The sequence below is a fragment of the Bifidobacterium sp. ESL0800 genome (assembly GCF_029395355.1).
GTDB lineage: Bacteria > Actinomycetota > Actinomycetes > Actinomycetales > Bifidobacteriaceae > Bifidobacterium.
Genome location: NZ_CP113913.1, coordinates 698,554 through 712,864, shown reverse-complemented (window position 1 = coordinate 712,864; position 14,311 = coordinate 698,554). Strand labels below are relative to the sequence as shown.

The 14,311-nt window shown below is 57.7% G+C and carries 16 protein-coding genes; 10 read left to right on the top strand and 6 right to left on the bottom strand.

Annotated elements, in window-relative coordinates; genetic code table 11:
• Positions 1-165: 165 nt before the first annotated feature.
• The 3 genes from OZX75_RS02965 to OZX75_RS02955 all read right to left on the bottom strand — a co-directional run bounded on the left by OZX75_RS02965 (position 166) and on the right by OZX75_RS02955 (position 2,380).
• Positions 166-1,563 carry a UTP--glucose-1-phosphate uridylyltransferase gene (locus tag OZX75_RS02965; RefSeq protein WP_277146756.1) on the bottom strand — a complete coding sequence of 466 codons (1,398 nt, stop codon included), beginning with the start codon at positions 1,561-1,563 and terminating at the stop codon, positions 166-168.
• On the bottom strand, positions 1,556-1,978 hold the full coding sequence (locus tag OZX75_RS02960; RefSeq protein ID WP_277146755.1) for a hypothetical protein: 423 nt from the start codon (positions 1,976-1,978) through the stop codon (positions 1,556-1,558). Before OZX75_RS02960 ends, OZX75_RS02965 begins: the two co-directional genes overlap by 8 nt.
• 78 nt (positions 1,979-2,056) lie before the next feature.
• The gene (locus OZX75_RS02955; RefSeq protein WP_277146753.1) at positions 2,057-2,380 is read right to left on the bottom strand and encodes a carboxymuconolactone decarboxylase family protein; all 324 of its coding nucleotides are present in this window, start codon (positions 2,378-2,380) and stop codon (positions 2,057-2,059) included.
• A gap of 93 nt (positions 2,381-2,473) precedes the next feature.
• On the opposite strand from OZX75_RS02955, the gene OZX75_RS02950 reads away from it, so the two are divergent.
• Positions 2,474-2,926: a MerR family transcriptional regulator gene (locus OZX75_RS02950; protein ID WP_277146752.1), complete on the top strand. Its 453-nt coding sequence runs from the start codon at positions 2,474-2,476 to the stop codon at positions 2,924-2,926.
• 64 nt (positions 2,927-2,990) lie between these two features.
• Positions 2,991-4,010, top strand: a complete 1,020-nt coding sequence (locus tag OZX75_RS02945; protein WP_277146751.1) for an aldo/keto reductase — start codon at positions 2,991-2,993, stop codon at positions 4,008-4,010.
• Between the two features lie 126 nt (positions 4,011-4,136).
• On the opposite strand, the gene OZX75_RS02940 is transcribed toward OZX75_RS02945, so the two are convergent.
• Positions 4,137-4,406 carry a hypothetical protein gene (locus OZX75_RS02940; protein WP_277146750.1) on the bottom strand — a complete coding sequence of 90 codons (270 nt, stop codon included), beginning with the start codon at positions 4,404-4,406 and terminating at the stop codon, positions 4,137-4,139.
• Positions 4,407-4,537: 131 nt separating this feature from the next.
• Between OZX75_RS02940 and OZX75_RS02935 the strand changes: the two genes are divergently transcribed.
• Positions 4,538-5,062 carry a TetR/AcrR family transcriptional regulator gene (locus OZX75_RS02935; RefSeq protein ID WP_277146749.1) on the top strand — a complete coding sequence of 175 codons (525 nt, stop codon included), beginning with the start codon at positions 4,538-4,540 and terminating at the stop codon, positions 5,060-5,062.
• 153 nt (positions 5,063-5,215) lie between these two features.
• Here the strand turns inward: OZX75_RS02935 and OZX75_RS02930 are convergent, their stop codons facing one another.
• Complete coding sequence (locus OZX75_RS02930; protein WP_277146748.1) at positions 5,216-5,761, bottom strand: TetR/AcrR family transcriptional regulator; 546 nt, start codon at positions 5,759-5,761, stop codon at positions 5,216-5,218.
• Positions 5,762-5,926: 165 nt separating this feature from the next.
• Here OZX75_RS02930 and OZX75_RS02925 point away from each other — a divergent pair, with 165 nt between their 5' ends.
• Entirely contained in the window at positions 5,927-6,442 is a 516-nt protein-coding gene (locus OZX75_RS02925) for an HXXEE domain-containing protein (RefSeq protein ID WP_277146747.1), read from the top strand.
• A 7-nt stretch (positions 6,443-6,449) separates the two neighbouring features.
• Here the strand turns inward: OZX75_RS02925 and OZX75_RS02920 are convergent, their stop codons facing one another.
• Entirely contained in the window at positions 6,450-7,871 is a 1,422-nt protein-coding gene (locus OZX75_RS02920) for an MFS transporter (RefSeq protein ID WP_277146746.1), read from the bottom strand.
• Between the two features lie 210 nt (positions 7,872-8,081).
• Between OZX75_RS02920 and OZX75_RS02915 the strand changes: the two genes are divergently transcribed.
• From OZX75_RS02915 to OZX75_RS02890, 6 genes are all read left to right on the top strand, one after another.
• Complete coding sequence (locus OZX75_RS02915) at positions 8,082-8,696, top strand: TetR/AcrR family transcriptional regulator (protein ID WP_277146745.1); 615 nt, start codon at positions 8,082-8,084, stop codon at positions 8,694-8,696.
• A 515-nt stretch (positions 8,697-9,211) separates the two neighbouring features.
• Positions 9,212-10,186, top strand: a complete 975-nt coding sequence (locus OZX75_RS02910) for an ABC transporter ATP-binding protein (RefSeq protein ID WP_277146744.1) — start codon at positions 9,212-9,214, stop codon at positions 10,184-10,186.
• Positions 10,183-11,064: an ABC transporter permease gene (locus OZX75_RS02905; RefSeq protein WP_277146743.1), complete on the top strand. Its 882-nt coding sequence runs from the start codon at positions 10,183-10,185 to the stop codon at positions 11,062-11,064. Before OZX75_RS02910 ends, OZX75_RS02905 begins: the two co-directional genes overlap by 4 nt.
• The gene (locus OZX75_RS02900; RefSeq protein ID WP_277146742.1) at positions 11,061-11,936 is read left to right on the top strand and encodes an ABC-2 transporter permease family protein; all 876 of its coding nucleotides are present in this window, start codon (positions 11,061-11,063) and stop codon (positions 11,934-11,936) included. Before OZX75_RS02905 ends, OZX75_RS02900 begins: the two co-directional genes overlap by 4 nt.
• 76 nt (positions 11,937-12,012) lie before the next feature.
• The gene (locus OZX75_RS02895) at positions 12,013-13,506 is read left to right on the top strand and encodes a sensor histidine kinase (protein WP_277146741.1); all 1,494 of its coding nucleotides are present in this window, start codon (positions 12,013-12,015) and stop codon (positions 13,504-13,506) included.
• Positions 13,503-14,183, top strand: coding sequence for a response regulator transcription factor (locus OZX75_RS02890; protein ID WP_277146740.1), 681 nt, complete (start codon positions 13,503-13,505; stop codon positions 14,181-14,183). The genes OZX75_RS02895 and OZX75_RS02890 overlap by 4 nt, the downstream gene beginning before the upstream one ends.
• The last annotated feature ends 128 nt before the right edge of the window (positions 14,184-14,311 follow it).

The following is a 14,311-nucleotide window of genomic DNA, read 5'->3' as shown; positions in this document are numbered from 1 at the left end:
TTATCACGTTTTTACGCTTATTATGCGCATTTCACGGCCATTCAACCGGTTCATGGACACCATTTATTGTATTTTCAACTTAATTACATCAAACTTCGATAATCAATGACCGGAAAATGGCAACGCCATAATTCCAACGTTGCGATGTTCGATTAAAGCCACCGATCACCAAAGCCATTCGTCCGGTTCGATTCCCTGCGGTCCCACAAATTCCCCGTTAGGCACATAGCTGGGTTTGCCCTGATCCTTCAGAACGGCATCGCCGTAAAAGACGATATCGTGGCCAAAGGTCCAGTCGCCGTCGATGGTCACGGAATTGGCGGCCGCCAGCGATGGTATCGCGTACGGGAAACGGTCGTTGAAATCCTCGATATTGCGGTAATATCTCGGGTCCAGCTTCACCGACGGGAAGAGGTAATTGCCGTCCTCCATTTCGTAGGAATCGGTCAGATGGAACCGGTCAGAACGCATGATGAACAAATCGTCGGTGGTTTTGACCGGCAGGAAGCGCATGCGATCGACCTGCACGCAGATCGCGCCGTCGAAAAGCCCGATGGCCGCACCCATGGCGGTTTCCAGCTGCACCACTTTTACGGTAGCCGGATCGGTGGGGTCCACGGTCTTGTAATTGCGGATAATCGGCAGAGGCAATACCCCGTCGTATTGTTCCAGCATGGCCTTCAGCGCGTCGATGCGCACCCAGATGCTGTTCGTGTTGAAATAAGGGTGACGTTCGATGTCTTGTGCGGCCTCCTTATCGTCGGGATTGACCTGGGTCATTTCGCGCAAAACAAGACGTCCTGTCTTCTTGTCACGCACGAAGTGTCCGCCCTTGCGATCCGCATAAGTGCGGTTGGCCACCTCGACCATAAAGGGCGCCCCGGTGTTCTCGAAATACTGGGCCAGCGTACGTGAAGGACGTGCGCCCAGATTATCGGAATTGGATATGAACAGATATTCAAAGCCTTTTTCGGCCAGGATGTCCAGAAGACCGGATTCCCAGATGGTGGAGAACAGATCGCCGTGGCCGGGTGGGCACCATTCCAATTCCGGATTATCCGGAAATTCGACGGGTTTGCCGGTTCCGAGGTCGATTTTGGGTTCCTGATGCTGCACGATCTCCAGAGGAACGTCTTCCTGATGGAAGTTCTTGCTTTGTGTAAGCGCCTCGATGGTGTCCTTGGAGGTACGGAACGAATTCATCATGGTCAAAGGAAGCGGCACGTTGAGGCGCTCGCGAGCCGTAACGACCTGACCCAGAATGATGTCGATGAAACGCATCGGCCGAGCCTTGTGACGGCGGACAGGAAGCAATGATTTCGCCTTGTCGAGCCCCATTGAGGTGCCGAGACCGCCGTTGAGCTTAAGGAACGCGGTCTTGGCGAACGCATGGACCGCCTGATCGTGGTCGATGGTCTTGTACACATCATGGAAGCTCGGCACATCCTGCAAGGGCTCCACATCGTTCTCGCGAATCCAGCTGCTGGCATCATTGTGCTGCCATTCCTCGTAGAGCCTTTTGAATTGTGCAACGGCCACATCGCTCATATGTGCTTCACGCATCTTTTGCGCCGAAGCGTCGAAAGCGTCCTGCAAACCGCACCTCTTTCGTAGTCGAGTTTCCTTTTCTCTTCATCGGCAAAGCTCGGGGCCAGAACCGATAAGCATAGTTGTTAACTCTACTATCTTTTCTGAAAGCTTGCTGGACGGCAGACCGCTCGAACGTAAACGAACAGTAAAAATGTGCGTTTTCAGCACAATCCAGAACGATTTCAATACGTTCCTGCCGTTCTACCGTGCAGCGGTCGGTGCGTTCGGCGGCAAGGATGTCACGGTCATCCTCTCCGTCGGCCATCATTTCGAGCGCGGGAAGTTGGGCGAGGTTCCGGGCAATATCCATACCTATGAATCGGTGGGTCAGCTTTCCGTGCTGCGTCGGGCCTCGGCGTTCCTGACCCACGGCGGCATGAAGAGTCAACGAAGCATTGTATTACGGAGTACCGCAGCTTTCGGCTTCTGCCGGCACAGTGCCTGCCGAGGCCACAATATTTTTAGCTCAGCCTTGCCGCCACACCTGCTTGGCGCGGTTGAAGGCGGACCAGGCCTTGGGCCAGCCGACGTAGAAGGCGAGATGCGTGATTTCGGCGGCGATCTCGTCGGCGGTGATGCCGTTGGCCTTGCCCATGTTCAGATGCGCATCGAGCTGCTCGGTCGCACCCATCGCGATGATCGCCGCGATGGTGATCATCGAACGGTCGTGTGCCGAAAGGCTCTGCTCGTCGGCCCACACCTCGCCGAAAAGCATATCATCGTTGAAATGCGCGAATTGCGGGGCGAAATCGCCCAACCGGTCGTGCCCCGCCGACTGCTTGATTGCCATTTTCAAATCCTCTTCTGTTGATTATTGTCATGCATACAACGCAAATCCTTACTGTATTGACTTCAAGCGCTCGAAGTCAATACGATGAGAGTCATGAATCAGATTTGGCATTCCATCGGCGAGGCGGCGCTCTATTGCGGCCTGCCCGAAAGCACGCTGCGCTACTACGAGGACGTCGGCATCATCAGCCCCATTGCACGCGACCCCGACACCGGCCATCGCGCCTACAGCGACGACGATCTGCAGGCGCTGCTCATCATCTCCTGCCTGTCGGCGACCGGCATGCCGCTGGCGAAGATGAAGGAGTACATGGCCAACCGAAAGCGCGGGCAGGAAGGTGCGTCGACCGAAATCGAGCTGCTGCGCGACCAGAAACGTCGGCTTACCGAGGAACGCAGATTCCTGAAGGCCCGCGAGGAATACGTCACGCTGAAAATCAACTACTGGCAGGCCGTCGCGGCCGGCGACGAGGCGGAAGCCTCAAGGCTCGGAGCAGTGGCCGAGCAAAAGGTCAAGACGCTCAGCCACTGGAAATCGGCGAAATAAGCCAAGCTCGACGACTTTGACCAAAGCGACATTGAATATCAACAATATAGTAAAGAAGAACGTTATGGAATACATCGATCTAGGAACTTCAGGAATAAAAATCTCCCCGATGTTCATCGGAGGCATGTCCTTCGGCGAACCCGATCCGGCCCAGCACGTCTGGACGCTCGACCAAGAGCAAACGCAGGCGGTCATCGCCCGCGCCCTCGAGCTCGGCGTCAACGCCATCGACACGGCCAACTGCTACGCGCGCGGCACCAGCGAGGAATATATCGGCCAGGCGCTTCGGAATCTCAACGTGCCTCGCGAGAAAGTCGTTCTGGCCAGCAAGGTGTATTTCAACGAAGGGCACTCCTCCGCCGCAGCGATCAAACGCGAGGTCGAAGGCAGCCTGAAACGCCTTGGCACCGACTATCTCGATCTCTACATCCTGCACCGCTTCGACTACGGCACGCCCATCGAGGAAACCATGGAGGCGCTCGACGGCCTCGTACGCGAAGGCAAGGTGCGCGCGCTCGGCGCCAGCGAGATGTATGGCTACCAGTTCCACAACCTTGAAGCCGCGGCCGAGCGCAATGGTTGGACGAAACTTTCCACGGTGCAATGCCATTACAACCTCATCTACCGCGAAGACGAGCGCGAGCTCATCCCCGTCGCCCGGCAATACGGAGCCATCCCGACCGCTTACAGCCCGCTGGCCTCCGGCCACCTCGCGCGCAAGACCTGGGACTCGGATTCCTTGCGCGGCAGAACCGACAGAGTCGAACACAGCAAATACGACCACGATCGCGCGGCCGACCAGCCGATCATCGACCGTGTCGCCGAGCTCGCGGACCGTCACGGCGTGAGCATGGCCCAGATCGCTCTGGCCTGGCAGTGGGTTCACGGCCCGGCGGCACCAATCGTCGGCTGCAACTCCCCCGAACGCGTCGACCAGGCCGTCGCCGCCCTCGACGTCAAATTGAGCGAGCGCGACATCGCCTACCTCGAGGAGCCATACAACGCCCACGAGCTGGTCGGCCCGCTCGCCCGCCCCGGTGAAAAGCCACTCGCCGGCACCACCACGCCGCCATTGGCGAAGTAGGGGAGAAACAAGCAGAGGGTCCCCATGTCAACCAAACGTCCGGAAACCTCTATAAAGACACATCAGGGCTTGGCTCCGACACGCAAATAACCGTATTCCACGTCGGCACCAAGCACGATGCGGAATCTAGTGCCGCTGATGATGATGGCGCCGCTCGATTTCCTCTCGTTTCGTGGCTTCCCGCTCGGCATGCTCTGTGCGCCTGTCCTCGCGTTCACGACGCAGCCTGATATGGGCATCGGCGACGCTCTCCCCATCCTTGGTGAGGTATCGGCCGACGAAACCGTCCGCGATACGCTGGTGAGTTCCGGTCACCGTATCGTTCATTCTGCGAAAGCCACCGTGAGCCGCCTCCGCGATCTTCCTGTTTGCCTTCACCAGTTTTGACTTTGCCATAGCCGTCCTTTCCCGCCGCGCATAACCATACCCGACACCTGTTGGGTTAATATGGAGCCAGCATAACGAGCGGGAACACGACCGACAACCGACAGTTTCGTCAAAACCGTCGGAGTAATGGGGAGGAAAGCTTGAACACCAAGGGAAACAAGCGGAAACAGGAATCGCAGGAAAAAATAGAAAACGCCTTCATCGTCTTGCTTCGTAGCAAAGTCGCGGACGAAATCTCCGTCACCGAGATCTGCAAGAAAGCCAGCGTGAACAGAAGCACCTTCTACGCGAGCTACATGGACATCAGGGATCTCATGGACGCGATCGGGGAACGGATGCTCGGCGCCTTGCACAGCATCTACGCCGACGAGGAGACCCGCGGATACAACTCGAACGATTTCTCCAAACTTTTCGCGCATATCAAGGACCATCAGGACTTCTACCGAGCCTATTTCAAGATGGGACTCGACCTAAGACTCCAGCCTAATCGATACGACACACATCTCGCCAAGAAATACTACCCTTCCGGCGACATCGACTACCACAGAGCCTTCTTCAGGGCCGGCATCACCGCGATCATCAAGAAGTGGCTCGACGATGACTGCGACCTGAGCCCCGAACAGCTCTTCGACATCCTCAAGGACGAATACCGCAATAAATCTTGAAGAGACGCGGATAGCAACACAGAAAATTTGTACGCAAGGCGCGCCGGTCTTGGTCAAGGCGGGTCAATGGCAACTACCACGGAGCAACCGAATCGCCACTCGCGAAATCTTCGTTTACCACGCTACCAACCATGTTTATTGAGCTGCCGACCATTAGCCGAGCTTGCCCGTGCGCTTGGCCACCTGGGACATGAGTGTAACGGCCAAACGTTTCGGGTCGACCGGAGAATCGGCATCAAGACTGTCGGCGAGCACATTCCACAGTCCGCCGACGACGAACAGGTCAGCCAACCGCTCATCGCCCAGCTCAGGACCGTGCCAGGGAAGGTTCAGCTGCGGGAAACGCTCGGTGAACACCTCGTTTTGAATCGGCAGCGCCAAATCAAGCAACCCATTGTCCCGCAAGAGCCGCAGACGGGGCCTGCTGGCCTGAAAATACACGAAATAATGTCGGATGCCTTCGGCAAACGACATGTCGCCCATTTGCTCGTCCTCGTCGACCAACCCGGACATCAGACCCTCAAGGTAGCGACGCGCCACATCCGTTTTGCCAGTAAAGTGCCGGTAGAACGTCTTGCGCGAGATTCCCGCCGCGGCCGCGATTTCGGAGACGGTCAAGAACGCAAAGGGATTCGCCTTCAGCTTGGCGAACAGCGCGTCGATGACCCGATCCTCGACCTGATTTTCTTTATCAGTCATATAAACCTCGATATCCTCGCCACCGCAAGGTGACAATTCGCATGAATCTGTGTCACCCGGTGGACTTCCACGCCTAGAACGTCCTACCTTCATAGGGTAACAAATGTCACCCTGATAGAAAACCGCAGTTCGTGGAACCATCACGTGTGACGGAAAGGTCGATACATGTCAATATTCCTGAGTTTTTGGATCCTGCCCATCGTCTTCGTCATTCACGATTTCGAGGAGATGATCATGGTACCCGCGTGTAAGCGGCGGGAATCAGGCAGCATGAATCCCATCAAGCGCCGGGCGTTCGGCGCGGTCACCGACGGCCCGGCGCTCTGCTCCGGCGTCGCCGAGGAGATGGTGTTGCTCGTCATCGTCTCCATCGCCTGCTCGCTCACCGGTGGCACCACCTTGTACCTGGCAAGCTGCGTGGCCTACACGTTCCATCTCGTCGTGCACGTCCTCGCCTGCCCGTTGGCACGAGACTATGTGCCCGGCGCCGTCACCGCCCTGATCGAGATGCCGTTCATGGCCTGGCTCATCATCGCCTACTGGCGCATCGACCAGTCAGGTCTGGCGGTCTACCTGTTCTGGCAAGCCGCCGCCCTTGTGGTGTTCGTCGTGAACCTCAAGCTTATTCACACGCTGATGCCCAAGATTCAAACCGTGCTGTTGAGATACGCCAATCGTTAAAGGCACATCAAACGCTCAGTTCCCGCAAGTACTCGCGCTTTCCGGGGAACAGGAGCGCGAGGAGCAGGCAGAGCGCGAGCACTGGTATCCATATCCGGTAGACGCCGATGTAGGCGCCGGTCATGGCCTGCACGGTATGCGTCGACAGAGCCGTGATGTCGCGCGTGGTCATAGAGACGAAGACGGAGACGCCCAGCACGGAGCCGATCTGGCGGACCACGCTGATTACGCTCTGGGAGGCGGTCAGCAGCTCGCCCTGCAGGCTCGAGGCGGCGAGCACGTTGATCGGGCCGGCGATGATGCCGAAGCCGACACCGAGAACGAGCGCCGCGAGGGCCATGGCCGTCACGCTTGAGGGATCCACGACGGTCAGCAGCACATATGAGGCGAGTACGGCGAACAGTCCGGTCAGAACGAGGAGGCGCGGGCCGAGCTTGCCCACGGCAAGTCCACCGAGGCCGCCGAACGCGAAGACGGTCAGGGACATGGGCAGCAGGATCATCGCCGCGTTCAACTCGCTTTTGCCCTGCACAGCCGTGAAGAAGGTCGGCAGGATGACCAGCACGCCGATGTAGAAGAACTGGGCGACGAGGGCGACCAACGAGGCGGCGCTGAACTGGCGGAACCCGAACAGCCGCAGGTCGACCATCGGTGAGGCCACATGGCGTTCGACAAGCACGAACGGGACCACCGCCACGACACCCGAACCGAGGCACAACCAGACGCGCGGGTCGGCCATCCCCCAGTCCTTGGACTCGATGAGACCGAAGGTGACGGCGAACAGGCCGGCCATGGACACGACGCTGCCCAGCCAGTCGATGTGGGCTTGGATTCGCTTCTCGCCCTTCAGGTCGAGGGCGCAGAGCGAGAGCACAAGCGCGATGACGACGATCGGGACGTTGACCAGGAAGATCCAGTTCCACGAGAGCCGGTCGGTGACGATTCCACCCACGGTCGGACCGAGCGCGGCGGCACCTCCCTGGGTGAGGCCGAGCGCGGCGACGACCTTGACACGGTCCCTGACGTCCCACGCGGAGATGCCGAGCGTGTTGGCGACAGGCAACAGCACCGACGCCCCGAGGCCGGAAACGACACGCCCGGCGATAAGCACACCGAAGCCTGGCGCCAGCCCGGCCACCATGCTTCCCGCGCCGAACAGGAGCAGACCGACGACGAAGAGCCTCCCGCGTCCGTAGATGTCGGCCAGACGGCTCAACGGTATGGTACAGGTGGCCACGATGATGGTGTAGACGTTCAGAGCCCACGAGAGCCGGTCGAGCCCCACGCCCAGCCCGCGCTGCATGGCCGGCAGGGCGATGTTCATGATGGTGGTGTCGAGCATCACCAGCGCGATGCCCAGACACATGGCCACCGTCAGCGCGACCCTTCTGCCACGCGACGGCGCCGCTTGCGTTTCGATGTTTTCCACAATCAACCTCCAAAAGATGAGTATTTGCTCAGTTACTTGAGCGAGAATACACCCGTAAAAAGAACCCGTCAACCTAAATATGAGTTTATACTCATTTTATTTCACGTGCAGACGGCTCTGCGTCAGCCAGATTTCTAAGAAAATCATTCCAATTCCAAAAAATCTGAGCGTATACTCAGAACAGCAAGCAGGGAACGAAAGGGAACGGTAATGACGAAGCAACCGACGCAGCAGCGTGCCAGAGCGAAGGTCAGGCGCATCCTCGACACTGCCAAGCAGCTGTTCCTCGAAGGCAACTACTTCGAGGTCACCACCAACCAGATAGCCCGCGAGGCCGGGGTGTCCATCGGCACGCTCTACACGTATTTCGCCGACAAGGAAGCCATCCTGGCCGCGCTCCTCGAGGAATACGACGAGTCGTTCAACGACGTGTTCGCACACGTCGACACCCAGGAATCGTTCAACCTGTTCCGCAACGACAAGAAAGAATGGCTCGGCCGTCTCATCGACCAGCTCGTCAACAGCGAGGACCGGCAGTTCCATCTCCAGATCGAGATGCTCGCTCACGCCGTGCCCGCCGCCAGGCAGGTCCAGGAACGGCACAGCGAGAGGATCAAGGACCTCGTCCACCAATGCTGCCTGTACTACACCAACGGCGGTGACGTCAAAAACCTCAAGACGCTGTCGACCATCATCTTCGACTTCACCACCGCCCTCGTCGACGAACTGCTCTACACCGACCACACCAGCCAGGAGCGCGACCGGATCCGGCAGTCCGGCATCGACTCCCTCACGCTGATCATCGAGCGCAACATCGACCAATAGACATCTTGTCCCGGCGTTTGGTCACGTCTCCAGCCAACCACAATCCCCTATCACAAGGACCTTGGCGGTAAGTTCATCGTACCGTGAGGAAAGAATCTCCACGGATGGGTTATACGTGAAGATGTCAAGTGGTTCTATCACCCTTCTGCATCATAAAGTCGGGCAAACAAAGCTTTAGCGGACGGCACCACACGGCAGGGCGTTTTTTACATGCTCTCCTTTTTCAGGCCGCGGACCGCCAGTTGAATCCAATCAGCTGGCGGTTCAACGGTTGTTTCTTCTCAATTCAATTTTCAGCGATATTCGCGGTCAACTTTCCGCGACTTACATACGCGGTAAGTGATATCGCAGTTGAAGGCCTCTGCCGTTAATGCATCTTTCCTCCTTGTCCCCTTAGGGGTACACTTTCCCGGTATTCGTTGCGGCCGCGTCTTGTCTCGTCTTGTATAGGAGATGCGTGAAGCGCCTACCTAGAAAGAGACGAAACAATGAATGTGAATGGTTACGAAGGTCCCATGCGGTCTGGAACGCGACCAAGGCTGGCCGTGGCCACCCAGAACCTAGTCAAGTCCTATGGTGATTTCAAGGCGGTGGATGGGCTGAACCTGCAGGTACCGATGGGCGGCGTCTACGGCCTGCTCGGGCCGAACGGAGCTGGGAAGTCCACTACGATGAAGCTGCTGCTGGGGCTCACCTCACCGACTTCCGGCCGGATGTGGATGCTCGGGTCTGAAGTCGATGGCAAGCGGGGTGTGGGTCACCGCATCCAGCCGGGCCGTGTCGGTTCGATGATCGAGGGACCAAGTTTCTATCCCGGCCTTTCCGGTTTGGACAACTGCCGGATGGTGGCGGATTATCTTGGCCTGCCGGCTTCGGAGGCGACACAGGTGCTGGACCGGGTCGGTCTGAAAGGCCATGAAGGCAAGAAGGCGAAGGACTATTCGCTGGGCATGAAGCAGCGCTTGGGCATTGCCATGGCATTGATTTCGAGGCCGGAGCTGCTGTTGCTCGACGAGCCTACGAACGGGTTGGACGCCGAGGCGGTGGTCGAGGTCCGTGAGATGATCATGGATCTGGCGGCTCGTGAGGGTGTCACCGTCATCATCAGCAGCCATATCCTCTCCGAAATCGAGAAGATGGCACCGGTGGTCGGCATCATCGCCTCCGGCCGTTTGCTATATCAGGGTTCCTTGGACGATCTGCGCGAACAGGGGCATATCGATATCCGCGTCTCCGACCCGAGAGCGGCAGCGGAAATGATCGGCCAAAACGGCATCGTCTATCGGTTCGTTCCGTCGACCTGTACGTTGCGGATTCCGGAATGCCCGGATGGCCGGATTGCCGGTCTGGTCTCTCAAATGGTCAATAGCGATATCGCGGTCTATCGCGTCGCCTCCGAACGCAAGAGCCTCGAAGAGGCGTTCCTCGAACTGGTGGAAAGCCCTGATTCCGGTCGCGTCCAGACGCAGGTTACGGGAGGTGCTCGATGAGTTCGGTTACAAAGGGCTTTGCTTCCAGTCCATATGACAATTTGTATAGCAGCCAGCCGGCTAAAAAACCTTCTGCGGACCCAAACCGCGACGTGACTATCAAAGGCGGTATCGTCACCGCAATCCACATGGAGTTGCGCAAATTGAAAGGGTCGTCGTTCTGGTGGATGGCCGCAGGTATGGCATTGCTGACCTCCGCATGGTCGGGCGCGGCATTCGCAAAGCGGGCCGGCGGCAATCCCGCACTCCGTACCGTTCTGCTTGCCGATAACGAACCGTACAGCTTCATCAGCCTGATGGCTCCAATTCTGGCCGCGCTGCTGACCAGTCGTTTGGCAGTGATGGAAACGGGCGGGCGCATGAACCTCAAATGGCTGTCGTTGGGCCAATCGGAAGTGACGAGGTTCCTCGCCAAGTTCGCAGTGGCGGGGTTGGCACTCGCGATGTGCTTCATCATTCCTTTGGTGTGGATTCCGATGGCGGCGAAGGCAAACGGCTTCAGCTTTGCCGGAAGTTTGGCGAGGCTGTTGGCGGTGACGTCGCTGATCGCGTTGTTCTCGTCGCTGGCGGTCACGGCCGTCCAATTGCTGATTTCCATGGTCATCGACAAACAGGCCGTGGGCCTTGGCGTCGGCGTCATCGCCGGTCTGATCGGTTCCGGCCTGATTGCGATGGACAAGCCGCAGTTCGGCTGGCTGTTTCCCGCTGGCATCAGTTCAGCCGCCGATCCCTTCGTGAGCCTTGCCACGGCAGACGGATACGCCCATGTGACGATGGTCGGTAATCCCTGGATCTGCGTAGTGACCAGTTTTGCCGCTTGTGTGATTTGGACGGTCGGTTCGGCGCTGATGATCAAAGCGAAGGAATCAAGACGATGAACGGAAACATGATGATAAACGAACAGGTGACCATGAACAAGCGGATGGGCGACGCTCACCATACTCCGGATATGATCTCTACGAGCTTTACCAGTGACCATGGAACAACAACAAGGCGTCGATCCAAACCGTCCGTGACTGCGGCACTTCGTTGGGAGATGCGCAAGGCAGGCAACCTGTGGTATTGGATCGCGACAGTGCTGTTCGATCTCATCGGGATGTTCAACGGATGGAGCCAGTATGTCGACTATCGCAAGGATTTCCAGGCCCAAGGCGTGACGTGGGCGGCGGTCTGGGGCCAGGCCATCCTGCTGCCGAGCATGGTGTTCATGCCGGTTCTCGTCGCCGCCTTCGCCGCCCAGATCGAATCCAACGAGCACGTCGGCCGCAACTGGCAGCGCCTCAATGCCAGCGGCACGGCATCCACGGCCATCATCGGGAAGATGCTGCACGGACTGTTGGCTTCGTTCTTGACCGTCGCGGTGTTCGAGGCTGAATTTCTTGTGGTCGGCAAGGTGGTGCTGAGCTTCAGCCTGCGTGACGTCGGCCCATTCCTGCTCCGCGGCGTGCCGATGACGTTGGCGTTGTGGGCGATCATGACCCTCACCCAGGCGATTTCGGCGAAATTCGAATCGTTCGCCGGCACGATGAGCATCGTTCTAGCGCTCACTCTATTGGGATGCGTGCTTTCGCTGATTGTCCCGCCACTGACGTTGGTATATCCTTTCTCTCTGGTCACCGGCGCTTCGGCCGCGCGTGATCTGGGCAATATCGCGTCTTTTGGCTCCATTATGGTAGCGACGTTGATGGCTGCGTTCTGGATTATCGTCGGCGGGCTGCTGTTCCGCAGGCTCACCCGTAAGGCCGTGTGATGGGCTACAAAGTTATACGCCAAATCAACCATAATGGAGCGAAGAGAACGGTACGGCCATCGTGGAGGAGGACAGTATGAGGGAAGCAAAGCCGATGAATCGGTTGCGTCAGTCTTGGTCTCGAATGAACGGCGCCCATGTCCTTGCCGTGCTCTGTGCCTTGTACGAGACCGTGATCGTCACCCGTCTGCTGCTTGTTCCCCATATTGCCAATTCGACCTTGCGTGTGGCGATATCGGCCAATACGTGGACGATGCCATCATTCGTTCTGATCGTCGTTGTGGCGGTGGTCGGGATATGGTTCTGCCGTCGTTGGCCATTCGAAATGCTACTGGCGGAAACAGCTTTGCTCCTGCTAGTCTCAGCGCTTTACGGTTCGGCCTTCAGTTATCTGTCGGTGCCTTGGGCGGTTGCCTTGTACTTTGCGGCGTCTGGCAATGAAAGCATGCCATTACGGGTATGCGGGCTTACTGCTGCCGGCCTGCTGGGATTGGGCAGCGTGGTTTTGGCGACCGTATGGCATCAGGATTCCGGGTTGACCAACTTTCTCTACCCACTCGTTCTGCTCTACGTCATCTTCGTCGCAACCGGGATGATGGTACGAAACTGCAGGGAACATCGGCGGTCCGAGCAAGCATTGCACGATGAGCAGGAACGTGGTGAGAAATTGGCGTTGCAACGTGACAAGGCCGTGAGACAGTCGCGGATAGCGGCGGAACTCCACGATAGCGTTGGCCACGACCTCACCGCCATCATCGCCCTTTCCGAAGGATTGGATGACGTAAGCGACAAGCCTGAGATTGACGATGCCATCGGTATGATCAACGATTTGGCACGTCAGGGGCTTGCGGACACCCGAACCGCAGTGAAGGCGCTGCAGCCGGATAATCAAAGCAAAGACGGGCATACCAATCAGAAGAATTCCCATAGTGCCGTACCGAAAGTTGCCGGCGATATCGAAAGAGATATACAAAGCCGCAACGCAATCATGCCTATTCAGGATGTTCTGCACGATTGGGACGACATCGAACCCATTCTGGGCCATTCCCGACAAATCGGCATCGCCACGGCCTTGACGGAAACCGGACGTCGACCGCAGGATCCGCAACAGGCGGACTTGAGCTTCATCATCACCCGCGAATCCATCACCAACGCGATTCGGCACGGGCAGGGAGTCAGTAGAATCGTCGTCTCCTGGGACCATGACGGGCGCGGCGGCATCGCGATTGCCGTGCGTGACAACGGGAAATCAGCGGATGGACCGAATCAAGACAATGTTGTCGAGAAAAATTCGGCTATTCCCAATGGCCAGAAGGACGAGACAGGTCTTGCCGATTCACAGCGAGACGCCGGAGCAGATCAACCGGGATTCAAACATGCCGATGCCATCTCTCTGGAATCAATCGAACACAGCGACGGTACGGGATTGACGCGGCTCGAAAAAAGCGTCGAAAGGGTAAGCGGTACGTTTGCCGCTGGGCCGGATGCCGACGGTTGGACGGTGAAGGCATATATCCCGTCTCTGACCGAACCCGTTGATAGGCAATTCCAAGGCGGCGTGCAGATATGATTCATGTCATGATCGTCGACGACCAGCGGCCGGCCAGAATGGGGTTTGCTCTGATGGTCGCCAAAGACCACGAGCTTCAGGTGACCGGACAGGCAGAAAACGGGCAAGTGGCACTCGATGCGCTCGCTTCATTGCAAGCGGCGGGTAAGCCATTGCCTGATGTAATACTGATGGATGTGCGTATGCCGATTATGGACGGCATCGACGCGACCGCCGCAGTCAAACAGCGATATCCGAATATCAGGATTCTGATACTGACCACCTACGACCAGGACGATTACGCGTTCGGGGCTCTGGGAGCGGGCGCGTCCGGATTCCTGCTCAAAGACGTACATACAGCCGACCTGTGTCGTGCGATTCATTCCGTATATGTTGGCGACGCGATCCTCACACCACGCATCACCGCCGAGGTGATCAGGCGAGGAATCCCCAAAACGAACGCCGAAACAGAGCAAGCCGAACTGCGCGCCCGCTTCTCGACGCTCGGCAGGCGTGAACTTGAGGTCGCCTCCCTGGTCAGTGAGGGACTGTCAAACGCCGAAATCGCCGAACGTTTGAGTATCCAGCCCGATTCCGCCAAGAAAACGGTGAGCCGCATCCTCGCCAAGCTCGACGCCCGAGAGCGCGTCAACATAGCCGTTCTCTGGTATAAAGCCGGCATGAACGATGCGCGATGAATGGAAATCAGCAAGATATTGCATCAAGAAAATCGGGCTGTTCAATAAGTCAGTTATTGGGTTATCAAACAGAAAAGACTGAAATCTACGGCAATCGTGTCCAATCGTGTCTTATCGTGTCTGGAAGT

Bases quoted from the DNA above. Each gene is read 5' to 3' on its own strand.
- OZX75_RS02965 (WP_277146756.1), bottom strand. From the start codon at position 1,563: ATGCGTGAAGCACATATGAGCGATGTGGCCGTTGCACAATTCAAAAGG.
- OZX75_RS02955 (WP_277146753.1), bottom strand. From the start codon at position 2,380: ATGGCAATCAAGCAGTCGGCGGGGCACGACCGGTTGGGCGATTTCGCC.
- OZX75_RS02950 (WP_277146752.1), top strand. From the start codon at position 2,474: ATGAATCAGATTTGGCATTCCATCGGCGAGGCGGCGCTCTATTGCGGC.
- OZX75_RS02945 (WP_277146751.1), top strand. From the start codon at position 2,991: ATGGAATACATCGATCTAGGAACTTCAGGAATAAAAATCTCCCCGATG.
- OZX75_RS02940 (WP_277146750.1), bottom strand. From the start codon at position 4,406: ATGGCAAAGTCAAAACTGGTGAAGGCAAACAGGAAGATCGCGGAGGCG.
- OZX75_RS02930 (WP_277146748.1), bottom strand. From the start codon at position 5,761: ATGACTGATAAAGAAAATCAGGTCGAGGATCGGGTCATCGACGCGCTG.
- OZX75_RS02925 (WP_277146747.1), top strand. From the start codon at position 5,927: ATGTCAATATTCCTGAGTTTTTGGATCCTGCCCATCGTCTTCGTCATT.
- OZX75_RS02915 (WP_277146745.1), top strand. From the start codon at position 8,082: ATGACGAAGCAACCGACGCAGCAGCGTGCCAGAGCGAAGGTCAGGCGC.
- OZX75_RS02910 (WP_277146744.1), top strand. From the start codon at position 9,212: ATGCGGTCTGGAACGCGACCAAGGCTGGCCGTGGCCACCCAGAACCTA.
- OZX75_RS02905 (WP_277146743.1), top strand. From the start codon at position 10,183: ATGAGTTCGGTTACAAAGGGCTTTGCTTCCAGTCCATATGACAATTTG.
- OZX75_RS02900 (WP_277146742.1), top strand. From the start codon at position 11,061: ATGAACGGAAACATGATGATAAACGAACAGGTGACCATGAACAAGCGG.
- OZX75_RS02895 (WP_277146741.1), top strand. From the start codon at position 12,013: ATGAGGGAAGCAAAGCCGATGAATCGGTTGCGTCAGTCTTGGTCTCGA.
- OZX75_RS02890 (WP_277146740.1), top strand. From the start codon at position 13,503: ATGATTCATGTCATGATCGTCGACGACCAGCGGCCGGCCAGAATGGGG.